This window comes from Pseudomonas sp. DWRC2-2 (genome assembly GCF_049897885.1).
Classification (GTDB): domain Bacteria; phylum Pseudomonadota; class Gammaproteobacteria; order Pseudomonadales; family Pseudomonadaceae; genus Aquipseudomonas; species Aquipseudomonas azotoformans_A.
This window is the reverse complement of sequence record NZ_JAFCXD010000001.1, coordinates 1172531-1184871: the sequence shown is the minus strand read 5'-3', so window position 1 is coordinate 1184871 and position 12341 is coordinate 1172531. Positions and strand designations below refer to the sequence as shown.

Here is a 12341-nt window from a genome sequence, read left to right as displayed (position 1 = left end):
CGGCCAGTACGTGCCAACCGGGGTCAAATTAGGGGTGTTGCAGTGGCCTAATGATACGCCCCCGATGCTGTGCAAAGGGTGCGACCTTTGGTCGCGTTGGGGGAAATCAATTGATGGTGTACGTGATCTGGATCAATTGACTTGGGAAGTATGGACGGTTTTGGTGAGTAAGGAGGTCATTCGTCCCACGGATTGATCAGTGGGACGCCGCTGGATTTGAAATCGCTGGTGTTGCGCGTCACGACGGTCAGCCCGTGAACCAGAGCGGTAGCGGCGATCAGTGCATCACTTTCATTGGTCCGGTCAGGCACATGCAGATGTGCACAACGCAGGGCGACTGCGGTATCCACCGGCAGAATCCTGGAATCAAAAGCGGGCATTACATGGCGATTGAGCCAAGTTCTTAGCACCTTGCCTTGTGCCGGGTCTCGGCGCTCGATACGCAAGACCCCGTTCTCCAATTCTTTAAGCGTTATCGCAGAGATAAACATACGTGGAGCGATGACACTTTTTGCCCATGCGACCACCTTTGCGTCGGCATGGGGTTTGCGAAGTTCAGAAATAACGTTGGTGTCGAGTAGGTACATCAAGAGAGGTCCACAGGTCGATGAGTGATCACGCCGCGTTCGGTTTCGAAGTCGATATCGGCCGCTTCTGGCATCACTAGCAGATCAACGATGTCGGCATTGAGCCCTGTCAGTTTCTGGTAGTCCTCAATGCTTAGCAGTACATGGGCCGGCTTGCCGCGATCAGTGATAAAAACCGGCCCTTGGCGGGCTGCTTTTTTGGCACCACTTGTGTCTTGGTTGAATTCGCGGCTGGAAATGGTGGTGATGGTCATGGGGTGCTCCCCCTTCGTCAGGCTGGATGTAGTTACGTTACTACTTGGCTGTCACAAACCGCAAGTGTGAGGCTACAAGTGGTAGTGGGTTCCTGCTGACATAACCCCGAGAGCCAGAATGAACAAAGCCCCGCCAGCTTTCGCTGAGCGGGGCTTTGATGTTTCGAGGGCTTACTGCTCTTCAGCCTTCTTATCCCCATGGGACAAGCTGTACACATACGCCGCCAGCAAGTGCACCTTGTCATTGCCTTGCAGTTGTTCCTGCGCTGGCATCTGGCCCTGGCGACCCCAACGGATGGTCTGTTGCAGTTGGGCGAAGCTGGAACCGTAGATGAAGGCACCTGGGTGGGTCAGGTCAGGCGCACCCATGGCTGGGGTGCCTTTACCGGCCGGGCCGTGGCAGGCCACGCAGTTGGCAGCGAAGAGTTTCTCGCCGTTGGCCACATCGGCTTTCACGCCTTCGGGCAGCTTGCGGCCGTCGAGGTTGGTCACCACGAACGCGGCGACGTCGCTGACACCTTGTTCCTTGAGGATATCCAGCCAGGCCGGCATCACGGCATGGCGGCCCTTCATGATGGTTTCCTTGATGGTGGCGGGCTCGCCACCCCAGCGCCAGTCGGCGTCGGTCAGGTTGGGGAAGCCATAGGCGCCTTTGGCGTCAGAGCCGTGGCACACCGAGCAGTTGGAGGCGAACAGGCGGCCGCCCATTTTCAAGGCTTGCGGGTCCTTGGCCACTTCTTCAATCGGCATCGACGCGAATTTGGCGAAGATCGGGCCGAACTTGGCGTCCGACTTGGCCATTTCCTTTTCCCATTCGTGTACGCCGGTCCAGCCGGTCTGGCCGTTGGCGAAGGGGGTTTGCTTTTCGGTGTCGAGGTAGTTGTAGCCCGGCAGCAGGCCTTTCCAGTTGCCCAGGCCGGGGTACAGCGCCAGGTAGCCGAGGGCGAAGATGATGGTGCCGACGAACAGCATGAACCACCATTTCGGCAGTGGGTTGTCGTACTCCTCGATGCCGTCGAACGAGTGGCCGACGGTCTCGTCGGTTTGCTCGGCGCGCTGGCCCTTGCGGGTCGACAGCAGCAGCCAGGTCAGGGCGAAGATGGTACCCAGACTGAGGACTGTGACGTACAGACTCCAGAACGTAGTCATTCTTTGTTACTCCTAGAAGCTTGCTCGACGTGCTTGATGGCTTCGGGATCATCCGCAAAGGGCAGCAAGGTCGCGTCTTCAAACTCCGACTTGCGCTTGGGGCTGAACACCCACAACGCCAGGCCGATAAAGGCCACCATCACCACAACGGTGCCCAGGCCACGAATCATCCCGATATCCATGAAGAATCACCGTTTGCTTTTGATGATGGTGCCCAGGCCTTGCAGGTAGGCCACCAATGCGTCCATTTCGGTCTTGCCCTTCACGGCTGCGGCTGCACCGGCGATGTCTTCGTCGGTGTAGGGCACGCCCAGGGTGCGCAAGACTTCCATCTTCTTCGCGGTGTCCTTGCCGTCGAGCTTGTTTTCCACGAGGAACGGGTACGCCGGCATTTTCGACTCAGGTACCACGTTGCGCGGGTTGTACAAGTGCGCACGTTGCCAGTCATCGGAGTAACGACCGCCGACACGGGCCAGGTCCGGGCCGGTGCGCTTGGAACCCCACAGGAACGGGTGGTCCCACACGCTTTCGCCAGCGACCGAGTAGTGGCCGTAGCGTTCGGTTTCGGCGCGGAACGGGCGGATCATCTGCGAGTGGCAGCCGACACAGCCGTTGGCGATGTAGACGTCGCGGCCTTCCAGTTCAAGGGCGGTGCGCGGCTTCATGCCTTCGACCGGCTTGTTGGTCACGTCCTGGAAGAACAGCGGAACGATCTGGGTCAGGCCGCCGATACTCACGGCGATGACCATGAAGAAGGCCAGCAGGCCGATATTCTTCTCGACTACTTCATGCTTCATCAGTGGGCTCCCACAACGGCGATCTTGGCGGCGGCTTCGGCTTCTGCAGGGTCGGAGGCACGCACGGTGCGCCAGACGTTGTAGGCCATGAACAGCATGCCGGCGGCAAAGAACGCACCGCCCAGGGCGCGGACGATGTAGCCCGGGTGGCTGGCTTGCAGCGCTTCGACGAAGGAGTAAGTGAGGGTGCCGTCATCGTTGATCGCACGCCACATCAGGCCCTGGGTGATGCCGTTGACCCACATCGAGGCGATGTAGAGCACGGTGCCGATGGTGGCCAGCCAGAAGTGCGTGTTGATCAGCGCGACGCTGTGCATCTGCACGCGGCCGAACAGTCGGGGGATCATGTGGTAGATCGCGCCGATCGAGATCATCGCTACCCAGCCGAGAGCGCCGGCGTGTACGTGGCCGATGGTCCAGTCGGTGTAGTGGGACAGCGAGTTGACGGTCTTGATCGCCATCATCGGGCCTTCAAAGGTCGACATGCCGTAGAACGCCAGCGACACCACCAGAAAGCGCAGGATCGGGTCAGTGCGCAATTTATGCCAGGCGCCCGACAGGGTCATCATGCCGTTGATCATGCCGCCCCAGCTCGGGGCGAGCAGGATGATCGACATCGCCATGCCCAGCGACTGCGCCCAATCCGGCAGCGCGGTGTAGTGCAGGTGGTGCGGACCTGCCCAGATGTACAGGGTGATCAGCGCCCAGAAGTGCACGATGGACAAACGATACGAGTAAATAGGACGTTCGGCCTGTTTGGGCACGAAGTAGTACATCATCCCCAGGAAACCGGTGGTCAGGAAGAAACCCACGGCGTTGTGGCCGTACCACCACTGGATCATCGCATCCGTGGCCCCGGCGTAGGCCGAGTAGGACTTGAACAGGCTGACCGGCAACGACGCGTGGTTGACGATGTGCAGCATCGCCGTCACCAGGATAAAGGCGCCGTAGAACCAGTTGCCCACGTAGATGTGCTTGGTCTTGCGCTTGACGATGGTGCCGAAGAACACCACGGCGTAGGTCACCCACACGATGGCGAGCAAAATGGCGATCGGCCATTCCAGCTCGGCGTATTCCTTGGTGGTGGTGTAACCCAGGGGCAGGGTGACGATGGCGCTCACGATGACGGCTTGCCAACCCCAGAAGGTGAAGGCCGCGAGGCTGTCGGAGATCAGTCGCGTCTGGCAGGTTCGCTGCACGACATAGTAAGAGGTGGCAAACAATGCACAGCCACCGAAGGCGAAAATCACCAGGTTGGTGTGCAGCGGGCGCAGGCGGCCAAAGGTCGTCCATGGCAAACCGAAATTCAATTCCGGCCAAACCAGTTGCGAGGCGATGAACACCCCGAGCCCCATGCCAAGGATCCCCCAGACCACCGTCATGATGGCGAACTGGCGGACTACCTTATAGTTATAAGCAGTCGGACTGATTGCTGTGCTCATTCTAAGGTTCCACGGTTTAGGTTTTTTTATAGGTAAAATCGGCCGCAAGTATGTAGAAAGCGAGGGGCCATTGCAACGCAATGGCTGACCTGTATCAATGCGTTCCACGCCAGATTCTGCGCCCTTTCCATGTTTGGCGTAAGGACAAAATCCGAAATCGAAAGCTGATCGAGTGGACAGGAAAATTTTGGGGTCGCAACGAATGCCGTCGCGTACGCCAGGATTGGTCCGCTGTGGGAACAAGCGTAGACCCGAAAGTGAGGAGGGGAAAGTTGTGCTTTGGAAGGGTGCGACACTTGGTCGCTAGCCAGGTAGAGCGGCTGCCCCAGATTGGGGCAGCGCTCAGTGGTTACTCAGGCTGGCTTTCTGGCGTTGCGCCATCGGCGTTGTGGGACAGGCTGTAAACATACGCGGCCAACAAGTGCACCTTGTCGTTACCTTGCAGCACTTCCTGCGCCGGCATCTGGCCTTGGCGGCCGTGACGGATGGTCTGCTGCAACTGCGCGAGGCTGGTGCCGTAGATGTAGCCGGCCGGCTTGGTCAGGTCAGGCGCACCCATGGCTTCCATGCCGTGGCCTTCCGGACCGTGGCAGGCGACACAGGTAGTGCTGAACGCCGCCTGGCCTGCTGCCAGGTCTGCGGTGCTGTTGGCCGGCAAGGGCAGCTTGGCCACGTCGTGACGAACATAGGCCGCGACGTTTTTCACCCCTTCATCACCAAGCATGTCACCCCAGGCCGGCATCGCCGCGTGGCGGCCATTCAGGATGGTGGTCTTGATCGCTTCGGCCGAGCCGCCCCAACGCCAGATATTGTCCGCCAGGTTCGGGAAACCAAACGCGCCCTTGGCATCCGAGCCGTGGCACACCGCGCAGTTGGAGGCGAACAGGCGGCCGCCCATTTTCAGCGCTTGCGGGTCCTTGGCCACTTCTTCCACGGGCATGGCCGAGAATTTGGCGAAGATCGGCCCGAACTTGGCGTCGGCCTTGGCCATTTCCTTGTCCCATTCCTTGGTCTGGGTCCAGCCGTCTTCATAACCCGGCAACACGCCTTTCCAGTTGCCCAGGCCCGGGTAGAGGATCAGGTAGCCGACCGCAAACACCAGGGTGCCGGCGAACAGCATGAACCACCACTGGGGCAGCGGGTTGTCGTATTCCTCGATCCCGTCGAAGGCGTGGCCCATGGTCTGGTCCACACTGCCCTTGGTCTCGCCCTTGCGGGTGCCGATCAACAGCCAGGTCAGGCCGATCAGGCTGCCGAGGGTCAGTACGCAGATCCATGTACTCCAGAATAGGGTCATGGCCGAGTGCTCCTTATTGCAGGCTCTTCTTGAGCGTCGGATGGAGAAGGTTCATCGGCGAAGGGCAGCAGGCGTGCCTGCTCGAATTCCGCATTGCGCCGGTTGTTGAACACCCACAGCGACAGGCCGATAAAGGCGATGGCGACCACCAGCGTGCCGAGGCCGCGGATGGTGCCCGCATCGAATTCAAATCCCATGGCTCACCTCTTGCTCTTGATGGCAGTGCCGAGCACTTGCAGGTACGAAACCAGCGCGTCCATCTCGGTCTTGCCCTTGAGGCTGGCGACGGCGCCACTGATGTCGTCGTCGGTGTACGGCACGCCGAGGGTGCGCATCACTTTCAACTTGGTCTCGGTGTGGCTGCTGTCGACCGCGGCGGTGACCAGCCACGGGTAGGCCGGCATTTTCGACTCGGGCACCACGTTGCGCGGGTTGTACAAGTGCGCGCGGTGCCAGTCGTCCGAGTAGCGCGCGCCCACGCGGGCCAGGTCCGGCCCGGTGCGCTTGGAGCCCCACAGGAACGGGTGGTCCCACACGCTTTCACCGGCGACCGAGTAGTGGCCGTAGCGTTCGGTCTCGGCGCGGAATGGGCGGATCATCTGCGAGTGGCACTGCACACAGCCTTCGCGGATGTAGATGTCACGGCCTTCCAGTTGCAGCGCGGTGTAGGGCTTCATGCCTTCCACCGGCTTGTTGGTCACGTCCTGGAAGAACAGCGGGACGATCTGGGTCAGGCCACCGATGCTCACGGCCAGTACCATGAGCAGCATCAGCAGGCCGACGTTCTTTTCAATCGTTTCGTGTTTCATCACAGACTCCTCAGGCCAGCTGCGCAGTGGTCGTGGCTTCGACGGGCTGCGCCGAACGCACGGTGCGCCAGGTGTTGTAAGCCATCAGGAACATGCCGCAGAGGAACACCGCACCGCCCACCAGCCGCACGATGAAGCCAGGGTGGCTGGCCACCAGGGTTTCGACGAAGGAGTAGGTCAAGGTGCCGTCTTCGTTGACCGCACGCCACATCAGGCCCTGGGCGATGCCGTTGACCCACATCGAGGCGATGTAGAGCACGGTGCCGATGGTGGCCAGCCAGAAATGCGCGTTGATCAGGCCGAGGCTGTACATCTGCTCACGACCGAAGACTTTCGGGATCATGTGGTACAGCGCGCCGATGGAGATCATCGCCACCCAACCCAGCGCCCCGGCGTGTACGTGGCCGATGGTCCAGTCGGTGTAGTGGGAGAGGGCGTTGACGGTCTTGATCGCCATCATCGGGCCTTCGAACGTCGACATGCCGTAGAAGGCCAGGGACACCACGAGGAAGCGCAGGATCGGGTCGCTGCGCAACTTATGCCAGGCGCCCGACAAGGTCATCATGCCGTTGATCATGCCGCCCCAGCTCGGCGCCAGCAGCACCAGCGACATCACCATGCCCAGGGATTGTGCCCAGTCCGGCAGCGCGGTGTAGTGCAAGTGGTGCGGGCCCGCCCAGATGTACAGGGTGATCAGCGCCCAGAAGTGCACGATGGACAAGCGATAGGAATACACCGGACGTTCGGCTTGCTTGGGCACGAAGTAGTACATCATCCCCAGGAAGCCGGCGGTGAGGAAAAAGCCCACGGCGTTATGCCCATACCACCACTGCACCATGGCATCCGTCGCACCGCCGTAGAGGGAGTAGGACTTGGTCAGGCTGACCGGGATTTCCAGGTTGTTGACGATATGCAGGATGGCCACGGTGATGATGAACGCACCGAAGAACCAGTTACCGACGTAGATGTGCTTGGTGTTGCGCTTCATCACCGTGCCGAAGAACACGATGGCGTAGGCCACCCAGACGATGGTGATGAGGATGTCGATCGGCCATTCCAGCTCGGCGTATTCCTTGGAGCTGGTGTAGCCCAGCGGCAAGGAGATCGCGGCCAACAGGATGACCAGCTGCCAGCCCCAGAAGCAGAACGCGGCGATCTTCGGCGCGAACAGCTGGGTCTGGCAGGTGCGTTGCACCGAATAGAAGGAGCTGGCGAACAGCGCGCAGCCGCCGAAGGCGAAGATTACCGCGTTGGTGTGCAACGGGCGCAGGCGGCCGAAGCTGGTCCACGGCAAGTCGAAGTTGAGTGCAGGCCAGACCAATTGGGCGGCGAGAAAAACCCCGAGCCCCATGCCGACGATGCCCCACACCACCGTCATAATGGCGAATTGGCGGACCACCTTGTAGTTATAGGCGGTACTTAATGTAGTGTTCATGGTTCCCCATCCACGGTTCAACCCAAGCAGATGCGGCACTTGGGCTGGAGTTATAGGCAGACTAAAAAGCGAGGCAAGCATGGGCAAAGAGCACAAGGCCGGTATTGACGGGGATCAATGGGCGCAGTGTGTGCGGGAACGCGGCTGGTTGTGGGATGTCGCGGCGGACGTTGCAGGAGGTGAACCTGTGACGCTGATCCTGGCCCACGGCGCCGGAGCACCGATGGACTCATCCTTCATGAACGACATGGCTGCACGCCTTGCCGGGCATGGCGTCAACGTGTTGCGCTTCGAATTTCCCTACATGGCTCAACGCCGTGTCGACGGCGGCAAACGCCCACCCAACCCGGCGCCGAAACTGCTGGAAACCTGGCGCGAGGTGGTGGCCGAGGTGCGACGTCATGTCGCTGGGAAGCTGGCCATTGGCGGCAAGTCCATGGGCGGGCGCATGGCCAGTTTGCTGGCGGATGAAGTGGGCGCGGACGGGTTGGTGTGCCTGGGGTATCCGTTTTATGCGGTGGGTAAACCGGAGAAACCACGGACTGAGCATCTGGCCGGGTTGAAGACGCCGACGTTGATTGTGCAAGGCGAGCGGGATGCGCTGGGCAATCGGGTTGCGGTTGAGGGGTATGCGTTGTCGCCGAGCATCGAGGTGATGTGGCTGGTGGCGGGGGATCATGACTTGAAGCCGTTGAAGGCTTCGGGGTTTAGTCATGAGCAGCATCTGGAGGCTGCGGCGGTGAAGGTGGCTGAGTTTCTTGGCGGTTGTTAGGGCCTCTTCGCGAGCAAGCCCGCTCCCACATTCGACCGCATTCCAAGGGATGTGCACGGTTAAATGTGGGAGCGGGCTTGCTCGCGAAAGCGGTCTACCGGTTAAAACGCTCGACCAGGGAGTACTGGGTATTGGCTGTGTGAGTCAATTCTTCACTCAACTGCGCCGAGTTCAACGCCTGCTCCGACGTCTGATCCGCCAGCAGTGCAATGGTGCTGATGTTACGGCTGATCTCTTCGGCCACCGAGCTTTGCTCTTCAGTTGCCGCCGCGATCTGCGTGGTCATGTCGGTGATATGCGCCACCGCCTCACTGATGCCCACCAGCGCCTGATCCGCTTCCATCACCCGCGCCACACCTTCTTCAGCCTGGCGGTGTCCGGCATCCATGGTTTGCACGGCGGCGGCGGCAGTCTGTTGCAGCTTGGCGATCAGGGCGTGGATCTGCCCGGTCGATTCAGCTGTGCGTTGCGCCAGTTGACGGACTTCGTCCGCCACCACCGCAAAGCCACGACCCATCTCGCCGGCACGTGCCGCTTCAATGGCCGCGTTCAGTGCCAGCAGGTTGGTCTGGTCGGCAATGCCTTTGATCACGTCGACCACGCCACCGATTTCGTCACTGTCTTTGGCCAGTTGGGTCACGGTCACGCCGGTCTCGCCCACTGCAACGGACAGGCGCTGAATCGCCTCGCGGGTTTCCCCGGCGATATCGCGGCCGCGACCGGTCAGGCGGTTGGCCTCCTGGGTCGCATCGGCGGTACGTTGCACGTGGCTGGCGACTTCCTGGGTGGTGGCTGCCATCTGGTTGACGGCGGTCGCCACCTGCTCAGTCTCGACGCGCTGGCGCTCCAAACCGCTGGAGCTGTTATGCGCCAGGGTGTTGGACTGCGCCGCCTGGTCGTTGAGGTGTTCGGCGGTGTCCTGCAAGCGCGTCAGACAGGTCTTCAGACGTGCCTCCTGGCTGAGGATCGACATCTCCAGCCGCGCCTGGGCGCCACGGCTGTCGGTGTACATCTGCGCGATCAGCGGGTCGGAGGTGGTCTGTTCGGCCAGGCGCAGCAAGCGCTTGAGGCCGCGTTGTTGCCAGCTCAGGCCCAGCAGGCCCAGCGGCACCGACAGCCCCGCCGCCAGGGCAAAGCCCCAGTGGGAGTTGAGGGACGCGCCGATCATGAAGCTCAACTGGCTCACCAGGATAAACGGCAGCCAGTCCTGCAGCACCGGCAGCCACTTGTCCCGCTGAGGGATCGCTGACTTGCCTTGGTTGATGCGGTGGTAGAGCGCTTCGGCCCGGCGGATCTGCTCGGCGGTGGGCTTGATGCGCACCGATTCGTAGCCGACCACCTGGTTGCCTTCGAAAACTGGCGTTACATAGGCGTTGACCCAGTAATGATCGCCGGTCTTGCAGCGGTTCTTGACGATGCCCATCCATGGCAAGCCTTGTTTGAGCGTGGACCACATGTGCGCGAACACCGCCGCCGGAACGTCCGGGTGACGGACCAGATTGTGCGGGGCACGCACCAGTTCGTCACGGGAGAACCCACTGATTTCGACGAAGGCGTCGTTGCAGTAGGTGATCACGCCTTTGGCATCTGTGGTGGAGATCAACCGTTGCTGAGCGGGGAAGGTACGTTCGCGCTGGGTAACGGGTTGGTTATTACGCATGATTGTTCAATCCGCAAGGCTTTCAGGGGGTATCGGCAAGAACGGCGGTTTATTTAACTTATTTTTGCAACAATCAACCGGCGAGCATGGGGTAGGTAAACAAGCCGAAGTGAAGCAGATTCAAACCAAAGTGCGTGGCCACTGCCGCACCCAGGCCACCAAAGCGATACGCCAGGCCATACCCCACTCCGGCGATGCTCGCCAGCAACACCCAGTGCCAGCCCGCGCCGAGGTGCACCAGGCCGAACAATAGCGAGGCCAGCAGCAGTGCGAGGTTTTCGCCATAGGGCAAGTGTTTGAAGCGCCGGCTCAAGCCGCCCTGGACATAACCCCGGAACAGCGCTTCTTCCACCAGGGTCACCAGCAGCAGGTTATTCAGCACCCACAACCAGGCCTGTTCCGGCCATTTCGGCGCCCAGGTGATCATCCCCAGCAAGGCGGCACCGCCCAAGGCCGCGATGGCGGTGAGCGTCAAGGCCAGGGCGGTCACGCAGATCGACAGGCGCAGCGAACGCCGCGCCACGATCCACGGGCAGGCCAGCAACAGCCAGAAGCCGATCAGCGGTTTGTCCTGGTTCAGGTACATCGAGAAGGGCACAGCATCGTCGGTGAGCCGTTGCGGGGCAATACCGCGCCCGTTGTAGAACCCCGGCAACCAATGCATCGCCAGGCTCAGGGCCAAGACGATAAACAACCCGTGACCCAGGTAGCGCGCCCAGGGCGTGCGTTGCTGGCGTACGGCATAACCGGCGATCAGCAACAGGGCGACGGACACCCCCGCCAGCACCCCCAGTTGTCCGTAGATCAAGGCCAGTAGATAGCCGATGGAAAGAAGCGCCAGGTACAGCCAGGGCAATGCGATCATGGGGAATCCTTGGAAAAATCTGGGCGGCATTATAGCGACGCGTCCTACAGGGCCCACATGAAAACTCCTCCATTCAGGGTGATTGCACAACCTGTCACCGGCTGGTTATAGTCCGAGCCTCTTTATCCCTTCACACAAGATCAGCCCATGCCAGTTCGCCAGCGCACAGCGGTAGTCGATTCAGCGGTCAACGCTGCGGTCGTGCCGTGCGGGGACAAGCAGCCTGCGCAGATCAGTCACTACCCCCCACCTGTCCGTAGCACGCCGGTGTACGCAGTCGTATCACCGCCGGGTGTTGGCATTTCGGGCTGACCAGCTGATGGCTGTTCCCGTCTGCCCGCCTGAAAAAACCTACTGAGTTTCAGCGTCCGCTGAATTGGCTTTTTTGCCTGATGACAGGTGGTATCCATGTCTGTTCTTTCGAAACAATCCGTGGCCGCGGCGGCCTCGACGAGCCTGTTTGTCCTGCTGTGGAGCAGCGGGGCGATCTTCTCCAAATGGGGCCTGGCCCACGCGTCACCCTTTGCGTTTCTGTTGATCCGCTTTGCCATCGCCCTTGTGGGCTTGGTGATCCTGATACCGATCCTCAAGTTGAAACTGCCGCGTCCCGGCAAGCCCATGCTGTACGCGGCGGCAACCGGGTGGGTGCTGCTGGGGGCTTATCAGATTTTCTATCTGTTGGCCCTGGACCTCAACGTCACCCCCGGCGTGATGGCGACCCTCATGGGCGTGCAGCCGATTCTCACGGTGGTGTTGATGGAGCGCCAGCGTTCGCTGAGCCGGCTGTTTGGCCTGGCGCTGGGGTTGGCGGGGCTGATCATGGTGGTCTACCAGGGTATCGGTTTGTCCGGCATGTCGTTGGCGGGGATGCTGTTCGGGTTATTGGCGCTGGCCAGCATGACCTTCGGCTCGATCATGCAGAAGCGCATCACCGACAACCCCCTGGGCACGTTGCCGGTGCAGTACCTGGCAGGGTTGCTGCTGTGTTCGGTGTTCGTACCGTTCCAACCGTTCCACTTCGAGCACGCCAGCGGTTTCTACCTGCCGGTGCTGTGGATGGGGTTGGTGGTGTCGTTGCTGGCCACCCTGTTGCTGTACCGCCTGATCGCCCGGGGTAACCTGGTGAATGTCACCAGCCTGTTTTACCTGGTGCCAGCGGTGACGGCGGTGATGGATTACCTGATCTTCGGTAACCGGCTCGCGATGTTGAGCCTGCTGGGGATGGGGTTGATCATCATCGGCTTGGCCTTCGTTTTCCGTAAAGCCTGATACAA

At 60.8% G+C, this 12341-nt stretch carries 14 protein-coding genes; 2 read left to right on the top strand and 12 right to left on the bottom strand.

The features are described 5' to 3' along the window. Window positions 1-176: 176 nt before the first annotated feature. The 10 genes from ACP7EW_RS05815 to ccoN (ACP7EW_RS05770) form a co-directional block, all read right to left on the bottom strand. Window positions 177-587 (bottom strand): type II toxin-antitoxin system VapC family toxin, encoded by a 411-nt coding sequence (locus ACP7EW_RS05815; RefSeq protein ID WP_426215881.1) that lies wholly within the window; start codon window positions 585-587, stop codon window positions 177-179. After that, entirely contained in the window at window positions 587-841 is a 255-nt protein-coding gene (locus ACP7EW_RS05810; protein ID WP_038847979.1) for a type II toxin-antitoxin system Phd/YefM family antitoxin, read from the bottom strand. Before ACP7EW_RS05810 ends, ACP7EW_RS05815 begins: the two co-directional genes overlap by 1 nt. A gap of 171 nt (window positions 842-1012) precedes the next feature. Next, window positions 1013-1990, bottom strand: coding sequence for a cytochrome-c oxidase, cbb3-type subunit III (ccoP, locus tag ACP7EW_RS05805; protein WP_061449227.1), 978 nt, complete (start codon window positions 1988-1990; stop codon window positions 1013-1015). Next, a complete protein-coding gene (locus ACP7EW_RS05800) occupies window positions 1987-2172 on the bottom strand; it encodes a CcoQ/FixQ family Cbb3-type cytochrome c oxidase assembly chaperone (protein WP_003175465.1) in 186 nt (61 codons plus the stop codon). Before ACP7EW_RS05800 ends, ccoP (ACP7EW_RS05805) begins: the two co-directional genes overlap by 4 nt. A gap of 6 nt (window positions 2173-2178) precedes the next feature. Beyond that, window positions 2179-2787: a cytochrome-c oxidase, cbb3-type subunit II gene (ccoO, locus tag ACP7EW_RS05795; RefSeq protein WP_003193167.1), complete on the bottom strand. Its 609-nt coding sequence runs from the start codon at window positions 2785-2787 to the stop codon at window positions 2179-2181. Beyond that, entirely contained in the window at window positions 2787-4229 is a 1443-nt protein-coding gene (gene ccoN / locus ACP7EW_RS05790) for a cytochrome-c oxidase, cbb3-type subunit I (RefSeq protein WP_233891890.1), read from the bottom strand. The genes ccoO (ACP7EW_RS05795) and ccoN (ACP7EW_RS05790) overlap by 1 nt, the downstream gene beginning before the upstream one ends. A 349-nt stretch (window positions 4230-4578) precedes the next feature. After that, on the bottom strand, window positions 4579-5526 hold the full coding sequence (gene ccoP, locus ACP7EW_RS05785; protein WP_426215878.1) for a cytochrome-c oxidase, cbb3-type subunit III: 948 nt from the start codon (window positions 5524-5526) through the stop codon (window positions 4579-4581). Continuing rightward, the gene (locus ACP7EW_RS05780) at window positions 5523-5723 is read right to left on the bottom strand and encodes a cbb3-type cytochrome oxidase subunit 3 (RefSeq protein ID WP_010208563.1); all 201 of its coding nucleotides are present in this window, start codon (window positions 5721-5723) and stop codon (window positions 5523-5525) included. Before ACP7EW_RS05780 ends, ccoP (ACP7EW_RS05785) begins: the two co-directional genes overlap by 4 nt. 3 nt (window positions 5724-5726) lie before the next feature. Beyond that, on the bottom strand, window positions 5727-6335 hold the full coding sequence (gene ccoO, locus ACP7EW_RS05775) for a cytochrome-c oxidase, cbb3-type subunit II (RefSeq protein ID WP_017735321.1): 609 nt from the start codon (window positions 6333-6335) through the stop codon (window positions 5727-5729). A 10-nt stretch (window positions 6336-6345) separates the two neighbouring features. Further along, entirely contained in the window at window positions 6346-7770 is a 1425-nt protein-coding gene (gene ccoN, locus ACP7EW_RS05770) for a cytochrome-c oxidase, cbb3-type subunit I (RefSeq protein ID WP_016979314.1), read from the bottom strand. A 79-nt stretch (window positions 7771-7849) separates the two neighbouring features. Here ccoN (ACP7EW_RS05770) and ACP7EW_RS05765 point away from each other — a divergent pair, with 79 nt between their 5' ends. Further along, a complete protein-coding gene (locus ACP7EW_RS05765) occupies window positions 7850-8542 on the top strand; it encodes an alpha/beta family hydrolase (protein WP_426215876.1) in 693 nt (230 codons plus the stop codon). 94 nt (window positions 8543-8636) lie between these two features. Here the strand turns inward: ACP7EW_RS05765 and ACP7EW_RS05760 are convergent, their stop codons facing one another. Continuing rightward, on the bottom strand, window positions 8637-10202 hold the full coding sequence (locus ACP7EW_RS05760) for a methyl-accepting chemotaxis protein (RefSeq protein WP_033900592.1): 1566 nt from the start codon (window positions 10200-10202) through the stop codon (window positions 8637-8639). 73 nt (window positions 10203-10275) lie between these two features. Next, the gene (locus tag ACP7EW_RS05755) at window positions 10276-11067 is read right to left on the bottom strand and encodes a CPBP family intramembrane glutamic endopeptidase (RefSeq protein ID WP_061449223.1); all 792 of its coding nucleotides are present in this window, start codon (window positions 11065-11067) and stop codon (window positions 10276-10278) included. A gap of 408 nt (window positions 11068-11475) precedes the next feature. On the opposite strand from ACP7EW_RS05755, the gene ACP7EW_RS05750 reads away from it, so the two are divergent. Further along, window positions 11476-12336: a DMT family transporter gene (locus ACP7EW_RS05750; RefSeq protein ID WP_426215874.1), complete on the top strand. Its 861-nt coding sequence runs from the start codon at window positions 11476-11478 to the stop codon at window positions 12334-12336. The last annotated feature ends 5 nt before the right edge of the window (window positions 12337-12341 follow it).

Excerpts from the sequence above, each read along its gene's own strand:
- ACP7EW_RS05815 (WP_426215881.1), bottom strand. The coding sequence starts at position 587 with ATGTACCTACTCGACACCAACGTTATTTCTGAACTTCGCAAACCCCAT.
- ACP7EW_RS05810 (WP_038847979.1), bottom strand. The coding sequence starts at position 841 with ATGACCATCACCACCATTTCCAGCCGCGAATTCAACCAAGACACAAGT.
- ccoP (WP_061449227.1), bottom strand. The coding sequence starts at position 1,990 with ATGACTACGTTCTGGAGTCTGTACGTCACAGTCCTCAGTCTGGGTACC.
- ACP7EW_RS05800 (WP_003175465.1), bottom strand. The coding sequence starts at position 2,172 with ATGGATATCGGGATGATTCGTGGCCTGGGCACCGTTGTGGTGATGGTG.
- ccoO (WP_003193167.1), bottom strand. The coding sequence starts at position 2,787 with ATGAAGCATGAAGTAGTCGAGAAGAATATCGGCCTGCTGGCCTTCTTC.
- ccoN (WP_233891890.1), bottom strand. The coding sequence starts at position 4,229 with ATGAGCACAGCAATCAGTCCGACTGCTTATAACTATAAGGTAGTCCGC.
- ccoP (WP_426215878.1), bottom strand. The coding sequence starts at position 5,526 with ATGACCCTATTCTGGAGTACATGGATCTGCGTACTGACCCTCGGCAGC.
- ACP7EW_RS05780 (WP_010208563.1), bottom strand. The coding sequence starts at position 5,723 with ATGGGATTTGAATTCGATGCGGGCACCATCCGCGGCCTCGGCACGCTG.
- ccoO (WP_017735321.1), bottom strand. The coding sequence starts at position 6,335 with ATGAAACACGAAACGATTGAAAAGAACGTCGGCCTGCTGATGCTGCTC.
- ccoN (WP_016979314.1), bottom strand. The coding sequence starts at position 7,770 with ATGAACACTACATTAAGTACCGCCTATAACTACAAGGTGGTCCGCCAA.
- ACP7EW_RS05765 (WP_426215876.1), top strand. The coding sequence starts at position 7,850 with ATGGGCAAAGAGCACAAGGCCGGTATTGACGGGGATCAATGGGCGCAG.
- ACP7EW_RS05760 (WP_033900592.1), bottom strand. The coding sequence starts at position 10,202 with ATGCGTAATAACCAACCCGTTACCCAGCGCGAACGTACCTTCCCCGCT.
- ACP7EW_RS05755 (WP_061449223.1), bottom strand. The coding sequence starts at position 11,067 with ATGATCGCATTGCCCTGGCTGTACCTGGCGCTTCTTTCCATCGGCTAT.
- ACP7EW_RS05750 (WP_426215874.1), top strand. The coding sequence starts at position 11,476 with ATGTCTGTTCTTTCGAAACAATCCGTGGCCGCGGCGGCCTCGACGAGC.